General features: G+C 32.2%; 16 protein-coding genes. 15 read left to right on the top strand and 1 reads right to left on the bottom strand.

The features are described from left to right. The first annotated feature begins 23 nt into the window (after nt 1-23). From fbaA to QWY92_RS03040, 3 genes are all read left to right on the top strand, one after another. Nucleotides 24-1,091 (top strand): class II fructose-bisphosphate aldolase, encoded by a 1,068-nt coding sequence (gene fbaA, locus QWY92_RS03030; protein WP_290269967.1) that lies wholly within the window; start codon nt 24-26, stop codon nt 1,089-1,091. Between the two features lie 288 nt (nt 1,092-1,379). Next, the gene (accD, locus tag QWY92_RS03035; RefSeq protein ID WP_290268446.1) at nt 1,380-2,237 is read left to right on the top strand and encodes an acetyl-CoA carboxylase, carboxyltransferase subunit beta; all 858 of its coding nucleotides are present in this window, start codon (nt 1,380-1,382) and stop codon (nt 2,235-2,237) included. 600 nt (nt 2,238-2,837) lie between these two features. Beyond that, a complete protein-coding gene (locus QWY92_RS03040) occupies nt 2,838-4,229 on the top strand; it encodes a hybrid sensor histidine kinase/response regulator (protein WP_290268447.1) in 1,392 nt (463 codons plus the stop codon). A gap of 83 nt (nt 4,230-4,312) precedes the next feature. Here QWY92_RS03040 and QWY92_RS03045 read toward each other — a convergent pair whose 3' ends face one another. Continuing rightward, the gene (locus QWY92_RS03045; RefSeq protein WP_290268448.1) at nt 4,313-5,041 is read right to left on the bottom strand and encodes a hypothetical protein; all 729 of its coding nucleotides are present in this window, start codon (nt 5,039-5,041) and stop codon (nt 4,313-4,315) included. A gap of 181 nt (nt 5,042-5,222) precedes the next feature. Here QWY92_RS03045 and rpsO point away from each other — a divergent pair, with 181 nt between their 5' ends. From rpsO to QWY92_RS03105, 12 genes are all read left to right on the top strand, one after another. Continuing rightward, on the top strand, nt 5,223-5,492 hold the full coding sequence (rpsO, locus tag QWY92_RS03050; RefSeq protein WP_057780575.1) for a 30S ribosomal protein S15: 270 nt from the start codon (nt 5,223-5,225) through the stop codon (nt 5,490-5,492). A 334-nt stretch (nt 5,493-5,826) separates the two neighbouring features. Continuing rightward, nucleotides 5,827-8,076 carry a polyribonucleotide nucleotidyltransferase gene (locus tag QWY92_RS03055; RefSeq protein ID WP_290268449.1) on the top strand — a complete coding sequence of 750 codons (2,250 nt, stop codon included), beginning with the start codon at nt 5,827-5,829 and terminating at the stop codon, nt 8,074-8,076. A 95-nt stretch (nt 8,077-8,171) separates the two neighbouring features. Continuing rightward, nucleotides 8,172-9,332 (top strand): site-specific tyrosine recombinase/integron integrase, encoded by a 1,161-nt coding sequence (gene xerA / locus QWY92_RS03060; protein WP_290268450.1) that lies wholly within the window; start codon nt 8,172-8,174, stop codon nt 9,330-9,332. 64 nt (nt 9,333-9,396) lie between these two features. Continuing rightward, nucleotides 9,397-11,811, top strand: a complete 2,415-nt coding sequence (locus QWY92_RS03065; protein WP_290268451.1) for an RNA-binding domain-containing protein — start codon at nt 9,397-9,399, stop codon at nt 11,809-11,811. Nucleotides 11,812-12,034: 223 nt separating this feature from the next. Beyond that, nucleotides 12,035-12,502, top strand: a complete 468-nt coding sequence (locus QWY92_RS03070; protein ID WP_290268452.1) for a type II secretion system protein GspG — start codon at nt 12,035-12,037, stop codon at nt 12,500-12,502. Between the two features lie 420 nt (nt 12,503-12,922). Next, a complete protein-coding gene (locus QWY92_RS03075) occupies nt 12,923-13,300 on the top strand; it encodes a hypothetical protein (protein ID WP_290268453.1) in 378 nt (125 codons plus the stop codon). A gap of 134 nt (nt 13,301-13,434) precedes the next feature. Further along, complete coding sequence (locus tag QWY92_RS03080) at nt 13,435-13,812, top strand: hypothetical protein (protein WP_290268454.1); 378 nt, start codon at nt 13,435-13,437, stop codon at nt 13,810-13,812. Then, nucleotides 13,809-14,216, top strand: coding sequence for a hypothetical protein (locus QWY92_RS03085; RefSeq protein WP_290268455.1), 408 nt, complete (start codon nt 13,809-13,811; stop codon nt 14,214-14,216). The genes QWY92_RS03080 and QWY92_RS03085 overlap by 4 nt, the downstream gene beginning before the upstream one ends. A 160-nt stretch (nt 14,217-14,376) precedes the next feature. Continuing rightward, nucleotides 14,377-14,904: a DUF4269 domain-containing protein gene (locus QWY92_RS03090; RefSeq protein WP_290268456.1), complete on the top strand. Its 528-nt coding sequence runs from the start codon at nt 14,377-14,379 to the stop codon at nt 14,902-14,904. A 337-nt stretch (nt 14,905-15,241) separates the two neighbouring features. Further along, the gene (locus tag QWY92_RS03095) at nt 15,242-15,577 is read left to right on the top strand and encodes a hypothetical protein (protein WP_290268457.1); all 336 of its coding nucleotides are present in this window, start codon (nt 15,242-15,244) and stop codon (nt 15,575-15,577) included. A 595-nt stretch (nt 15,578-16,172) separates the two neighbouring features. After that, nucleotides 16,173-16,523 (top strand): hypothetical protein, encoded by a 351-nt coding sequence (locus QWY92_RS03100; RefSeq protein WP_290268458.1) that lies wholly within the window; start codon nt 16,173-16,175, stop codon nt 16,521-16,523. A gap of 165 nt (nt 16,524-16,688) precedes the next feature. After that, nucleotides 16,689-17,327: a hypothetical protein gene (locus QWY92_RS03105; protein ID WP_290268459.1), complete on the top strand. Its 639-nt coding sequence runs from the start codon at nt 16,689-16,691 to the stop codon at nt 17,325-17,327. Nucleotides 17,328-17,437: the final 110 nt, after the last annotated feature.

A 17,437-nucleotide genomic window follows, 5' to 3' on the forward strand; every position in this document is an offset into this window, starting at 1 on the left:
ATAAATTAAAATTATTACATAAAATGGGACACAATATAAAACCAGGTGTAGCAACCGGACAAGAAGTACAAGCAATATTTAATCATGCTAAAGAAAACGGATATGCTTTACCAGCAGTAAACGTTATCGGTTCGGACACTATCAACGGTGTTTTAGAAACTGCAAAAGATTTAAATGCTCCAGTAATTATCCAATTTTCTAATGGTGGTGCACAATTTAACGCAGGTAAAGGATTAAGCAACGACGGACAAAAAGCCGCTATTGCAGGTGCTGTTGCAGGTGCAAAACACGTACATACTTTAGCCGAAGCTTACGGTGTTCCAGTAATTTTACATACAGATCACTGTGCTAAAAAATTATTACCTTGGATCGACGGTTTATTAGACGCTAGTGAAGTACACTTTAAAGAAACTGGAAAACCATTATTCAGTTCTCACATGATTGACCTTTCTGAAGAGCCAATCGAAGAAAACATCGCTATATGCAAAACATATTTAGAAAGAATGTCTAAAATGGGCATGACTTTAGAAATAGAATTAGGTATTACAGGTGGTGAAGAAGATGGTGTAGATAACTCTGATGTAGACGATTCTAAACTATACACACAACCAGAAGAAGTAGCTTACGCTTACGAAGAATTAAGCAAAGTAAGTCCACAATTTACTATTGCAGCAGCTTTTGGAAACGTACACGGTGTTTACAAGCCAGGTAACGTTAAATTAACTCCGAAAATCTTAAAAAATTCTCAAGAATTCATTACAAAAAAATATGGTGTTGAAGAAAACCATATCGACTTTGTATTCCACGGTGGATCTGGATCTACAGTAGAAGAAATTAGAGAAGGCATTAGCTACGGTGTAATTAAAATGAACATCGATACCGATTTACAATATGCATTCATGGAAGGTATTCGTGATTACATGGGCGGAAAATCTGAGTATTTAAAAGCACAAATAGGTAACCCTGATGGTGACGATTCTCCAAACAAAAAATATTACGATCCAAGAGTTTGGTTACGTGAAGGTGAAAAAACATTCGTAGCCCGTTTAAAAAAGGCTTTCGAAGACTTAAACAACGTAAATACCCTATAATTTTAGGCTATTTTATCACATATACATCAAGGCTCTGCGTTAAAGCGGGGCCTTTTTTTATTTAAAATGCACTATCTTAACCTTTTAAAGGATAAAAAGGAATAAAATCATCCTGGCGTTACCGCAAAATTAAAAAAAGCTTTAATTTTGCCGTCAGGCTTTCCGCTGTATCTTTTTAATTTCGCTATTATTGCTTCGCATAATAACAAAATAAAAAAGGATGCCGCATCAATCCTTAACGCAGTTAACGGCTTAACATTAAAGCATTAAACTTTAAAACACATATATATGTCTTGGTTTAAAAGAAAAACAAAAGGTATTACAACCACAACGGAAGAGAAAAAAGACACCCCAAAAGGGCTGTGGTATAAATCTCCAACAGGTAAAATTGTAGATGCCGAAGAATTAGAAAAAAACTTCTACGTAAGTCCAGAAGACGGATACCACGTTAGAATAGGCAGTAAAGAATATTTCGAAATTCTTTTTGATGATAATAAATTTAAAGAACTCGATAAAAATCTAGACTCTAAAGATCCTTTAAAATTCGAGGATACTAAAAAATATCCAGACCGCTTAAAAGCAGCTCAAGAAAAAACCAAATTAAAAGATGCCGTACGCTGTGCTGTAGGTAAATCTAAAGGAAAAGATATCGTGGTAGCTTGTATGGATTTCGCTTTTATTGGAGGTTCTATGGGTAGTGTTGTAGGAGAAAAAATTGCACGTGCAGCCGATTACGCCTTAAAAAACAAATTACCTTTAATGGTAATTTCTAAATCTGGTGGAGCCCGAATGATGGAAGCAGCATTATCACTTATGCAACTTGCTAAAACATCGGTAAAACTAGCGCAATTAGCCGATGCCGGTTTACCTTATATCTCTTTATGTACCGATCCAACAACAGGAGGTACAACAGCATCGTTTGCTATGCTAGGCGATATTAATATTAGTGAGCCAGGAGCCTTAATTGGTTTTGCAGGCCCTAGAATTGTACGCGATACCACAGGAAAAGAATTACCTGAAGGTTTCCAAACAGCCGAGTTTTTACTAGAACACGGTTTCCTAGATTTTATTACACTTCGTAAAGATCTAAAAAACAAAGTCAATCAATATGTTGATTTAATTACAAATCAACCTTTAAGAGCATAAACAAAAAAAGCGAGCCCAACGGCTCGCTTTTTTTATTTTGACATATCTTTTCTTAAAACTTATCTCCCAAGCAACTCGCCTGTCCAAAATCTTCTTTATACCTTCTATCTTGAGAACGCTTTGAGCAAGTTCATTTTTAAAATTCTCCTGTTCTATTTTATCCACACACCATTTGGGTTATGCTAAAATACCGTAATCTCTCCTACTTCAAAATTAATAATACATTCAAATAACTTAGTTTTAGAAACCACACTTCAATCCTTATTCTGCATACAGGAATTGTTTTCATTTTTTTGTTAGTATTAACATAAAAAGCACTCCAATATTACTTTCTAGTTTAAGAAAACATTTTTTTACAAAAAAAACAACACTAAAATTAAATAAACTTTCCACTCCTAAAAATAAATCTACTTATTCTTACTTTCCGCTACAGTAAAGACTCTAACGCTATTGAATATGATAAAAACATTAAAAATTTATCTAAATAGTTATAAAAAACCAACTTTATTTCCATAAATTTAAGCGAACAGAACGTGTTTTTCACATCTAAACCCCTAACTACAACGTATATATCCCTTTAAGACCTTCCAAATATTAAACATGACATTATACACACCACCCCTTACAGGTGACATTGGTTTGCTATCGAAACTTTCAACACTGTTAATAAGCTTATTTCAAAATACGAAAAGCCATACTGCGGTAAATACGCCTCCGGAATACAATGATGATATATTTTACATTATAGGTACGGCCATTACGTTTTGTGCGTTAATCTCTTTTATTATTTTACAAAAACGCAAAACTGACACTATCAAGCTCACTTTAGAAAACAAAATAAAGCGACTCACCGATAAAAACAAGCTTATAGAAAACTTAGTGCTCGATATAAAAACGCCCATCACTTTAATTTTAGCAGCTTTAGAACTAGTTAAAGAAAAACGTTCAACTGATGCTATTTTACAAGACATAGGAACAGTTGAAAAAAATGGATTCAAAATAAATCAAGACATTAACGACATTGTAAGTTATTTAAAAACGACGGACTCGTCTAAAAAAATTCGTTTAGAGGAGGTCGATATTAATGAGTTTTTAAATCATCAATTATTAAAAGCAAATGATTTAGTTCACTCGAAAAACATAACATTACATCTTGATTCTAACATCCCCAATAGGCTTTTATTAGAAATAGATAAAGCGAAGACCGACAAACTCATTTCGCACATACTGACTAATACTATCAACTTTTCTTTTGAAAACTCTAAAATAGAATTCAAGGTTTCAATCGATGAAAACGACATGCTTTGCATCACCTTTAGTAATTTTAATGTGAACCAAACGGCACACGACCAGGCTAAAGTTTTCAACCTATTTAATCCTTCAGAAAACAGCTCACATATTGAAGGTATTGGCATTACACTTTTTAGTGCTAAAGCTCTAGTTGCATTAATGCAAGGCAATATCACTTTAAACAGTTCTATAGAAGAAGGCGCAGAATTTAACATTACGTTACCCATTAAGAAAAAGAACGGACAAGCTACAGAAAATATTATTCCATTTAGCCCTTCTAAAAATGTAATAAAAAACAGTCATTATTTTAATAATAAAGTTTGGTTAGCCTCTAAAACAAACATTTTAATTGCCGAACATGTATTAGAACTTAATCAATGTTATGATGCTTTTTTAGCACCGCTCTACAACTGTGTATATGTTACAAATGGAAAATCGGCACTAGAGAAATTAAATAGATTTGAATTCGATTTAATTATAAGTACGACAAGAATGCCTGTTATTGATGGTTTCGAGTTGAGAGAACTATTAATAGCACAACCCGCCCTTAAAGACATTCCATTTTTATTAATAAGTAATGAAGATTTAACGGATAGCACCTTTGAATTACTTGATTTAGACCTGCATCATTGCTTAACTAAACCATTTACTCCAAGCCATTTATTAGCAAGCATCCAAGCCATTTTACATCAAAAGGGCTAATGCAGGTGTTTTTTTTGCCTTCCTAAAGGTATTTGTTATTTTAAGACTATGTCTTCTTTTTAATTCTATAAAGAAAAGCACCTTTACGGCTTATGATCTTCTGATTCCTTATCTAGTAAAACCTCTATAGGAATACCGCTATATGCCCACCAAATTAAGGCAGCCGTAGCGCTAAGCCATAACACGTAATAGCTCGGTAAATTATCGCCATTAAAAACAAAACGCGCAAAAACAACGTTTAAAACCCAAAGTATCGTTAAAAATAAAGCGCCGTAAATGAGATTGAAAAGCCATTGAAACCGCGCGTTAGAAGCTCTGTTAACGCTGTTTTTTTCGTTCTTGTTAAAAACACCATAAACATTAACAAAAATCGGAATCATTAATCCTAAACTAACCACAGGGATTATAGTCTCTATTAATAAGTCTATTGCTAAATATGTTTCTAAGGCCATTGAAAAAACCTGAAAATGATAGCAGAGGTTAAATGTATATACAGCTAAAAAGACTGAAAACGCGATATACAAAACAGATTTCCGATAAATATATTTGGTGTAGAGCTCTACAAAAACAAAAATAAAGGCTACTAACAAAATATCGGTTGGCAATCGTGGAATTTCTATAATAGCACGATTTAACCCCATATCACGATATACTAATTGTATTATCGATATACAGAGCGACAAAAAAAATCCTGCCAACAAGCGCGACAGTTTAGTATTGTTCTTCCTAAGAATAAAACTTCCGAAGCCTATACCAACGAGCATACCAACGAATATCAATACATTGAAAATGTTTAATTTTAAATAAGCCATAAACTATAGGGACGTATAATTAACAGGTTAACTTTCAAACAAATATAATAAAAAAGTATATGCCATGGGTATACATTAAATATTTGTGTTGAACCTATATAGTTATTGGAAAAATAACTATATTTGCGGCTCGAAAGAAAATCTTTCGTATTACATAACAATCATTTACAATAATATTAGAATGTATTTATCAAAAGAAGCCAAACAAGAAATGTTTGCAAAACACGGGAAAGATAAAAACGATACAGGTTCTGCAGAAGGGCAAATCGCTTTATTTACCCAAAGAATTGAGCACTTAACTGCACACCTTAAAAACAATCGTAAAGATTACAATACTGAACGTTCTTTAGTAATGTTAGTAGGTAAAAGAAGAAGCTTACTTGATTACTTAACTAAGAAAGATGTCTTAAGATATCGTGCTATAGTAAAAGAATTAGGATTAAGAAAATAATTTTAAAAAGAGGCTTAACGGCCTCTTTTTTGTTTTTGCGTTAGGGATTGATGCGGCATCCTTTTTTGCCATTAAAAGCAAAAAAGATATAGCGGAAAGCCCGGCCTTTAGGCAACGCCCAAAGAATACAACTCAAGCGTGAGAGTTTAAAATAGCGTAATAGAAGAAGCTAGATACCCGTAAGATCCTGATTGTTTCGGGATGGGACAAAAGGTTTTTCATTGGTCAATAGACATTTTTAATGTCGCACACACAACAACTACACACAACAACACAGCGACCATTGTTTAACATAATTTAGGCAAATGTATGCCTAGATTGCAAGAAAAAATTTATGATTCCAAAAGTTTTTAAAGAGGTTATTGACCTTGGGGACGGTAGAGAAATTTCTATCGAAACCGGAAAATTAGCAAAACAAGCTCATGGTAGCGTTGTAGTACAATCGGGAAAATGTATGTTATTATGTACAGTTGTTTCGAACTACAAACAAAGTGATGTTGACTTTTTACCTTTAACGGTAGATTATCGCGAAAAATTTGCTGCTGCAGGACGTTACCCAGGTGGTTTCTTTAAGAGAGAAGCTAGACCAAGTGACGGTGAGGTATTAACGATGCGTTTAGTGGATCGTGTTTTACGTCCATTATTTCCAAAAGATTACCACGCAGAAACTCAAGTGATGATTCAATTAATGTCTCATGACGAAAACGTAATGCCAGAAGCTATGGCTGGATTAGCGGCGAGTGCTGCAATTCAATTATCTGATTTACCTTTCGAATGTGCTATTTCTGAAGCTAGAGTTGCACGTGTTAATGGTGAATTTGTAATTAACCCAACTAGAGCACAATTAGCAGAATCTGACTTAGAGATGATGATTGGTGCTTCTGCCGATTCTGTAATGATGGTTGAAGGTGAGATGGATGAAATTTCTGAAGAAGAAATGGCAGACGCTATCAAATTTGCTCACGAAGCTATTAAAGTACAAATTGATGCACAGTTGCGTTTAGCGGAAGCTTTTGGTAAAAAAGAAGTTCGTGAATACACAACTGCAGAAGTTAACGAAGATTTACAAAAAAGAATACACGAATTAGCATACGATAAATGTTACGCTATTGCAAAGAAGGGGACTTCTAAAGCAGAACGTAGCGCTGCATTTGCTGAAGTAAAAGAAGAAGTTAAAGCGTCTTTTACAGAAGAAGAAATGGCAGAATTTGGACACCTTGTTGGAGGATACTACAGCAAAGCGGAAAAAGAAGCGGTACGTGAATTAACATTAAGCGAAGGTTTACGTTTAGACGGAAGAAAGACTGACGAAATTAGACCAATATGGTGTGAGGTAGATTATTTACCTTCTACACACGGTTCTTCTATCTTTTCTCGTGGAGAAACTCAAGCTTTAGCTACAGTAACTTTAGGAACATCTAGAGATGCTAACAAAATAGATATGCCATCTTACGAAGGTGAGGAGAATTTCTACTTACACTATAACTTCCCTCCTTTTTGTACAGGTGAAGCTAGACCATTAAGAGGAACATCTCGTAGAGAAGTTGGGCATGGTAACTTAGCACAACGTGGTTTAAAAGGAATGATTCCTTCAGATTGTCCGTACACTGTACGTGTTGTATCTGAAGTATTAGAATCTAACGGTTCGTCTTCTATGGCAACTGTTTGTGCTGGTACAATGGCATTAATGGATGCTGGTGTAAAAATGAAACGTCCAGTTTCTGGTATTGCTATGGGATTAATTTCTGATGGTGACCGTTACGCCGTATTATCTGATATTTTAGGTGATGAAGATCACTTAGGAGATATGGATTTTAAAGTAACTGGTACTTCTGAAGGAATTACTGCTTGCCAAATGGATATTAAAATTAAAGGATTAAGCTACGAAATTTTAGTAAATGCACTAAAACAAGCACGCGAAGGTCGTTTACATATCTTAGGTAAAATTACAGATACTATTGCTGCACCTGCAGAAAGCGTTAAAGATCATGCGCCTACTATGGTAACGCGTCGTGTACCAAACGAATTTATTGGTGCCTTAATTGGACCTGGAGGAAAAGTAATTCAAGAAATGCAAAAAGAAACTGAGACGACTATCGTTATTAACGAAGATCCAGTTACTGAAGAAGGTATTGTTGAAATATTAGGTGTAGGTTCTAAAGGTATTGATGCTGTTATGGCAAAAATCGATTCTTTATTATTTAAACCAACTGTTGGTAGTGTATATGAAGTAAAAGTAATCAAAATGTTAGATTTTGGTGCTGTTGTTGAGTATATGGATGCACCAGGAAACGAAGTTTTATTACACGTAAGTGAATTGGCTTGGGAACGTACTGAAAATGTATCGGATGTAGTTAATATGGGTGATGTTTTTGATGTGAAGTATTTTGGACAAGATCCAAGAACACGCAAAGAGAAAGTATCTCGTAAAGCTATTTTACCAAAACCAGAAGGTTATGTTGCTAGACCACCAAGAGATGATAAACGTTCTGGTGGACGTGATAACAGAGGTGCTCGTGACAACAGAGGTCGTGACAACCGTCGTGATGACAGAAAACCAAGAGAAGATAAAAAAGAAGATTAATTCTTTTTTTTAATTCATAAATCAGGCCCGATAACTATAACAAGTTATCGGGCTTCTTTTTTGCTTTCAGAAAAATGTTGTAACTTTAAGTCACTATGACTTCAATTACATTAGCTCCTCTTACTTATAATTCTAAAAGTTGTATTGCTATTACATTTCGGTACAATTTTGACGTTAAAGAATATATTAAAAAATTTGACGGCGTATTCTGGAGCAACACGCATCGTACTTTCTATTTTGAGTACAATGAAGCACGGTTAGAAGCTTTTAAAGCACATCTACAAAAAGGCAACTTAACACTTATAGAAGACACCACAACAAGCCTAGTGCCTCACAAAACAAGCAAATCTAAACTCGCAATATTAAACCCCGAAAAAACGACTGTTTACCATCAGTTTCTCGAGTTCTTAAAAGGAAAAAGATTTAGCACAAGTACCATTTCAACATACGGAGGCTTTATATTAGAGTTTTTACGTTTTACAGGAGAAAAACCATTGGATAGTCTTAATGAAAACGATGTAAGACGCTACACCGAATGGGCTGTAAGCACTTTAAATTATGCCATTAGTACGCACAGGCAAATGGTTAGTGGGCTTAAACATTTTGCACATTTCTACCCAGCATGTTCCATAAATACAGACAAAATTTACATGCCTAAAAAGGACAAAAAACTACCTATTGTTTTAAGTATTGAGGAAGTACTTTCGCTTTTACAAGCCACAAAAAATCTAAAGCACCGTACTATAATCGCTATGCTCTATGGTTCCGGTTTACGGATTGGAGAGTTGATTAGTCTTAAATTAAGTGATTTTGATTTTAAGCGGAAACAATTGTATATCCAAAATGCTAAAGGACGCAAAGATCGCTACACTACAATTGCTGAAAGCTTATTTCCTTTATTAAAAAACTATCACAACACATACAAACCTAAAGTTTATTTTATTGAAAACCCGAACGGCGGACATTATAGCCCGGAATCTATACGCGCATTTTTAAAAAGAAACGCCAAGACTGCCGGAATAACAAAAACAATAACACCGCACACGCTTAGACACAGCTATGCCACACACATGCTTGAGCAAGGTATTGATATTAGGTATATTCAAGAATTATTAGGGCATAGTAGACCCGAAACCACTATGATTTACACGCATGTTACCAGAAAAGATTTACAGCAAATAAAAAGCCCTTTAGATAATGCCATAAAAAAATTATCTTTACAGAATAACAGTAACAACAATATTACTATATCCTGATTATTTTACGGGATATGAGTGATAAAAGTTATTATATAACACGTTAGCCACAATTAGAAAAAATATGACCGAAAAATTACAATTTGTAAGTAAGAAGACAATTAAAGATATTAAAGATTTAGAAGTTAAGACTGAATCTACGGATTTAGACTATAAAGAAATATATACTATATCTGATACTAAGTCAAAAATCGAAATTGCCAAAGATATACTTGCATTTGCTAATTCTAAGGGAGGTTATTTAATTTATGGTGTTAATAACAATTTTGAATGGATTGGTTTAGATGACAGAAGTGATAGCGATACCGACGAAGCAAATATTTCTAATATATTGGATAATTATGCAGATGGAGCAATTGAATTTTTAACTAATACTATTGAAATTGAAGGTGCCTATTTTTTTATATTATATATTTTTCCCTCAAAAACAATAATACCATTTAAAAAAGACGGACAATATAACAAAGCTTCTTGGAAAGCTGGAAAAAGTAAAAACATTGCAGTCTTCAAAACTGGAGATGTATACTGTAGAAGAGGAAGTCGCTCAATAAAAGCTGATAATCTTTTTTATAAGCTTAAAAGTAACAATTTCAAAGTAATAGAAAATGTTAGTACGCAACCAATAATGTACAATGAATTTATTGGTAGAAAAGAATACTTAACAGATTTAAATAATAAGTTAAATAATAAAAATAATCGTTTAATTCAAATTGACGGAATTGGTGGAATTGGTAAAACTACTTTTGTCCACCACTTCACAACAAGACTTATTGAAAATGACGAGTTTAAAAACAATTTTGATTTTATAATTTGGACAAGTTCTAAACGTAATAAATACACACCACAAGGTATTAAAGACCTAAGTGAATTTATTGCTAATTATTCAGAACTTCTCAAAGATATATATGATTTCGTAGTTGACTTAGGTTTAGATGAAAATGAAAATTATGAAATTGAAGAGACTGTAATAAACTTCTTAAAAAACAACAAAGTATTATTAATCGTAGATAATCTTGAAACTTTAAACGATAAAGATTTAATTTCATTTCTTGAACATTTCCCAATTAATTCCAAAGCTATTTTAACAACTAGAGAAACTCTAGGGGATTTCTATATGTCAAGAATTAACCTAAATGGTTTCGATGAAAAAGAAGAATTTCCTGAGTTTTTAAATTCTCAATATAAATTGTTTTGCGGTAATGATGAAAATACTTTTTCTAATTTATATGGAGAAAGTTTACCTCAGTTATACCAATATACAAAAGGTATGCCTTTAGCAGGTCAGCTAATTTCTCATCAATTATCAACAGGTACACCTGTTGAGACAGTCCTTGAAAATTTAAAGAATGGTAAAGCTTACGAAGATATTCTAAGATTTTGTTTTAAAGGTTCAATTGACAAGCTATCTAAAATAGAACAAGCATTGTTATTTGTTTTTTCACTTTCAGAAAAAGAAGAACTTTTAACAATAGACGACTTGATTTACATAAGTGGATATTCAAGCGATGATATAGGCCTTCAAGCTATTCCAAAGCTGACAAAAATTTCTCTTTGTTTAAAACAAAAAACTGAAAGCGGAGAAATAGGTTATTCTATTCCTCACCTTGCCAAAATATATTCCAAACAGTATCTGGTTCTAAAAAACGAGCAAGATATTATAAGTAATTATGAGAATTTTGTTCAAGAAAAAAGTAAATTTAATTCAGATAGTTCTGAAAGTGTAAATCTATTTTATCGTTCGCAAGCTAAAAATCATAAAGAGAAAGTTGCAGCAACAGAAGCCATAAAAGCTTTGTCTGTTGCTTACTATGACTACGACACAGCAATAACCACTATTGAAAGATTAATTGAAAAAAATAGCAAGTTTGCTTTCTTATATTTGATAAAAGGGAAAATTGAAGACAGTGGTATTTATAAAGAATCTTACGAAAAGACAAAAAAAGCATTTTTATTAGCTATAGAATTAGATGACCAATTTTTAGAAGCTTTAATAGAATTAGGATATCTCGAATACAAAAGTCGTATCGGTAATAGAGATAAAATAAAGGAAATAATACAATCGAGTATTGACTATTTTGAAAGAGCATTAAAAATAAATAATGAAGACCAAAGAATTTACCTAGGGCTTGCACAGGGCTATTCTATGAAGGCTAGAAATATTTCGTACTACCATCATAAGAGAACTAAAGAAAAGGTAGCAAATCAAGCCAATGAATATTTTGAAAAAGCATTTTACATCGGCGATAAGTTATCTCAAACTCAAATACATTCAAATGCTATAACTTCATTTGGGTACGCAATAAATATTAGAAATAATAACAGAGATGATTTAAGAGCTTTAGAAATATGTGAAAAAGGTCTTATTTATGAGCCAGAAAACACAAAGCTCTTAAAGTTAAAGGAGGAATTAGAGTTTAAAGTAAATCCTGATAATTATGCTAAAAATATATTTGCGGAAAAAGGATGGAAAGTAAAATAACTGTGGCTAACAATGTATATAAAAAATAGCGCAAGTCATTACTAACACTAAGGTTTGGGCATTTTTGGAAAGTCGCCAAATTTTTAAATTTGACGATTTCCAATAAAAAAGATAAATAGTAAAATTTAAAAATTCGGCTTGTGTTTATCCGAAAAGAAACCGCTTATTTTCAGCGCCACTTTTCATATACGAGACGTTGTAGCACATTTGAGAAACGAACTAAATGATAGAATTAATACTTTCGACTTTAGCTGAATTTGGACTCATTCGTGAAGATTATAAACATCAAAAACGAATAACTAAAAAAGAAAAAGAAGACGGAATTAAAAGACCGATTCAAAAATATTTTATGCAACCGAGTGCATTAATGGTAATTGCTTTTTTGGTCGTTGGAAGTTTAAGTGCTATTCTATTTTTTACATATCAAAGAACGTCAGTTTTTCCAGAAAAAACAAAAAAGGAAATAACTGAAATGAGTGACAGAATGGAAAATTGGAATGAAAATCTTGGACAATACCCAACGGAACTGAATGAATTAATCGGAAATAGTCCTTTAAGACAAGATTGGAAAAAAGACGCTTGGAATCGAGAATATGAATTTACGATTATAGATAATGGAAACGGATTTTTAATCACATCTGCTGGCTCTGACGGAAAATTTGGAACTGAAGATGACATTAAATCAGAATAAAATATTGAAATGAAAAAAAACTCTTTTTGGGATACGATATCAAACTATATGAGGTTTCAAATTATAGCTGCTGGAATAATATTAATTGTAGTAGTAATTTTAGTTATTGGAAAAGCAATTTTTAATTAAACTGGAGAATGAAATAAATAAAAACGTGCTACAACACCGTGTATAATTCATTGCTAATACTCGCCTACTTACGAAAGTCCTCGCGGACTTTCTATCTGTGATTTATTTGCTAACTTTAGTGCTGAAACACGCAACGAAATCATACACAAACACGTTGTAACCAATTTGAGAAAAATCAGAAATATAAAGGAATTATTGGGAATTGACATTGACTTATTCAGTGCAAATTCAGCATATAAAACTGATTCCATTTCTGAATCTAATGATAATCGGAATTTCTTACTCTATGATTTGAAGTCAAAATTTCTGAAAATATTTGACCAATATCAAATCTCAATATTTAACGAAAAAGCACAACATCTTGAATTACGTTCTAGAAATTACAAATCAGACGATATAAAGAAACTTATAGGATTGATTGTCGATGAATATGGAACGGATGAAAACAATCAAAACGTATCGGATTGGGACGGATTAAAGTATATGACTTGGTGGTTTAAAAATAAAAATCACGAACAAACCTACGACGAACCTGAAAATACAGAGGAATTATATTACGGAATAATGATTGAGGGAATGAATGAAAATCAGGTAAGATTAGCCATACTTGATTACCATAATATTGATTCAAAACTGAATAAGAAAAACTGGTTACAACACCGTGTATAATTAATTGCTTCATTCTTCCTTACTTGCGAAAATTCCTGCGGAATTTTCACGGGTTCGTAAATGTTTATTAACTTAGTTGCTTAACCACGCAACTAACCATACACAACAACGTTAGCACCAATACGAAAAAAACAATGAACAAAGAAACAATTCAATTGTATTTGAACAACTTTCGGAGATTTATTTCGCCTTATCTCAGGAAAGACATAAATTTCAAATCAATCATTTATCCTGCAAATGATGGAGCGATTGTAGAACTGAAATTCCAAAAAACGTCACCAATAAAAGATGAATTTCGTAAAAAGGAAAATTCTGTAACCGACTCTCTAAAGAGAATAAATCAACACGCATTTGGCGGAAACTTAGCTGGATTTAAATTTTCTGGAACAAACCTAATAATGGAAGAAGGTCGAATTATAATTATAAAAGACGACAATAAGACCGAATGGAGCATAGAACAGGTTAAAAAAGATGTAGAAAAATTAATTCACCCTCAAAAAAAGAATTTATGAGAATTGGAGATATTGAGGGAACACCAGAAGAAATAAAAGACTTAGTTGACAATCAAGGTCTTGATATTGGTAAGTATTTAAAAGCAACGCCAAGTATAACTAATAAAAAATTTCATAATATTGGATTACTCATTTCAATTGCAATTTTTTTGATTATAAATATTTGCGTGTGGACAATCGATGTATCTGACCCACTTGAAAAGATTTCGATTGTAATTCTGTTAGCTCTTATTTGTTATATAACCATTTTAATACACCAACGACACGAAAATTTTATGATTAGTGGTTTAGTTATACTATTTTCAATTGTGATTATGAGTGTATGTCTTGATTTTATAACACCAAAAGATGCTTTACAAAAAATTGATAATGAAAACCCATTGAAAAGTTCAACATCTGAATAAGTACTGGTGCTAACAACGTATATAATCCATTGCTAGTGAAAGCCTACTTACGAAAATCCTCGCGGATTTTCTATTCGGTTTTTATTTGCTAAATTACGTGCTAAACCACGCAACGTATCATATACAAAACCGTTGCCCACAATATAAAAAAAATCGCGAATTGATTGAAAATTTTAGAAATATTGAATATTTAGAATTCGGAAACGAAAGACAAAAACTTGCTTTTTCTGAAATAAAAAAATATGGGATTTTAGAGAAACTCGAAAAATATAACCCAATTTTGACTGGAACTATTCCAATCGGAATTGATTTACCAGAAAGTGATTTAGATATTATTTGTGAATGTCAAAATCACTCTGAATTTAAAACATATTTATCAGAAAATTTTTCTAACAAAAAAGACTTTAAAGTTTATTCAACAAAACAAAATGGAATTGATTCAACTATTGCGGAATTTAAAACGGATAATTTTTTGTTTGAGATTTTTGGACAAAATATTCCGACCGAAAAGCAAAATGCTTATCAGCATATGATTATTGAAAATAGAATTTTAAAGGAAAAAGGTTCTGAATTTAAACAAAAAGTGAAAGAATTAAAATCTAACGGAATAAAAACGGAACCTGCTTTTGCTAAATTATTAGGGTTGAATGGAAATCCATATTCTGAATTATTAAAACTGAAAAAATAAATACTGTGGGCAACACCGTGTATAATTAATGGCTGGTTCTCGCCTACTTACGAAAATCCTCGCGGATTTTCTATTCGGTTTTTATTTGCTAAATTAGGTGCTTAAACACGCCACTAATCATACACAAAACCGTTATGTGCAAGCTAAAAAACAACGTCAATGAAACAAAATTCTAACATTTCATTTTTGAAAATGGTTTTAATCGCTTGGAAAATAACTTTTATTGCTGGTTGTTTTTTTCTGATTTATAGCATCTATGATGAAGAAATAAGTGCGATTATTTTTTGTGTTTTTTTACTTACTTTTAATGGTTTTTTAATAAAAAAATATTCTCGAAATGAACCGTAAATTTGATTTTATTGCGGAATTAAAATATAGAACGACTGAACAAGGTGGACGAAAAACACCTGCGAATTCTGGATATCGTCCGCACTTAGAGTTTGAATTTACTGAAATGTTGACATCTGGACATCAATTCTTTATCGGAACTGATTTAGTAAATCCTGGAGAAACAGTTTTAGCTCAAATAGGAATGAATTCGACTTATCATTATGAAGGACAATTAGAAGTAGGAACGGAATTTAAATTCTGCGAAGGAAGTTTAATAATCGGAATTGGAAAAATAACTGAAATAATAAATAAATCACTGGAAAAGAAAAAAGCCAGCACATAACATCGCATAAAAATAATGCGTAGATTAGTGCTTAAACAAAGAACAGTACACTTTTGCTACTTCTGATTTTCCTGCGGAAAATCCTCGCACACAAAACCGCACTATTCTTATACGTAACCGTTGGCTTTAATGCTCGAGCAAGTTTGCGGAATTAAAAAAAGCTTGTTTGTTTTTTGAATTTTAAGAAAGTAAACAATGAAAAAACATCTTGCTGAATTTTAAAAAACACGCTGAATAATCACTCAACTCTGAATTGAATGGCGTCTGACTTTTAAGCTCGTTTGCGGAATTGAAAACTGAATTGAAAAGCGGAATTAAGCAAATTGCGGAATTTGAACAAGTTTTCGGAATGAAAATCGAGCTGAATAAAACATAAAACACGGAATTAAAAAGCCAACTAAAAAATAGAATAGAAACGTAAAAAAAGCACTAAAAGCTAACACCGCATAAAAAAAATTGCTTAAATTTAGGTTTATCTTAAAGGTCGTTGCATGTTTGTTACTTCTGATTTTCCTACGGAAAATCCTCGCACTCAAACACGCAACTCTTTTTATACAAACACGTTGTAAACAATACCGAAAAAAACTCATAACGAATGAAATACGTTGAATTTAATATTGAAACAAATAAAATAGAATTTCTGAATTCTGTTTTTGGATTTGAAAGTATTTTGCTGAATGGAAAACAAATTTCTAAAAAGTTTTCTTTTTCTGGAATTACTCATAATATAAATCTGAATTCACAAAACCTGACTTTAGAATCGCAATATAAACAGTTTGGAAAAAGAGAAATTAAACTCGAACTGAAAGAAAACGGAAAACTAATAGAAACCAAAATTGTAGAAGCAGACAAAAAGCAGAGAATTTATTGGATAGCTATTGGAATATTTATTGGTTTACTTGGATTTAAACTTGGTCAATTTCTGATTCAAAGTGTTAGTGGATAAAAAAAATGAATAAAGTACTGTTTACAACAATGTATAAAAATAATTGCGGTTTAGTAATAAATCAAAGGTCGTTGCGCGTTTGCTACGTCTGATTTTCCTTCGGAAAATCCTCGCACGCAAACCAGCAAATATTATTATACTAGACCGTTAGCAAAAATTTGAAAAATGAGAATAACTATAACTATCTTACTAATTTGCTTCTACAATCTTATTTCATTTGGCCAAAAGAAAGAGCTTTATGTTAATGACAATTTTGAATATATCTCAAAAACTGAGTTTGACAAAAAGTTTGAACAACCCCTTGACTATAATTTAAGATTTGAATTAGACTCAACATATTTAAATGTAAAAGTATCCAGATACAAAAAAGGCAAAATCGAATTAACGGTACTTGACTCAATTAAAAATGTATTTTATATAAACAAAGATGAGGAGTTTAGCAATAATGACATATTTCTCATAAACTATTATCCTGGAAATGACAAATGCAGTACAGATGGATATAAATCAAATTTCAAATCAAAATATAATCAATATCGTAGAAAACTTGATAAAATAGAAAATTTAAAACAATTGTTTGTATATAAATCAGATGACGAATTAAATGGATTCGGTAATAAAATTGAATGGCAACCTGATATCAATAGTCTGATTGAAAAGACGTTTTACCCTATTCCCTATCCTTGTGGAGGCTATGTGATAATTGATAGTAAAGGCAATTTCATTTCTGAAAGAGGAGAATATTGCTATTGGAAAGGATTAATAACTGAAATAAAAACTTTTGCTAACACCGTGTATAATTAATGGCTGGTTCTCGCCTACTTACGAAAATCCTCGCGGATTTTCTATTCGGTTTTTATTTGCTAAATTAGGTGCTTAAACACGCCGCTAATCATACACAAACACGTTGTGCA

Origin of the sequence: Algibacter miyuki (genome assembly GCF_030409805.1) — a bacterium.
GTDB lineage: Bacteria > Bacteroidota > Bacteroidia > Flavobacteriales > Flavobacteriaceae > Algibacter > Algibacter miyuki.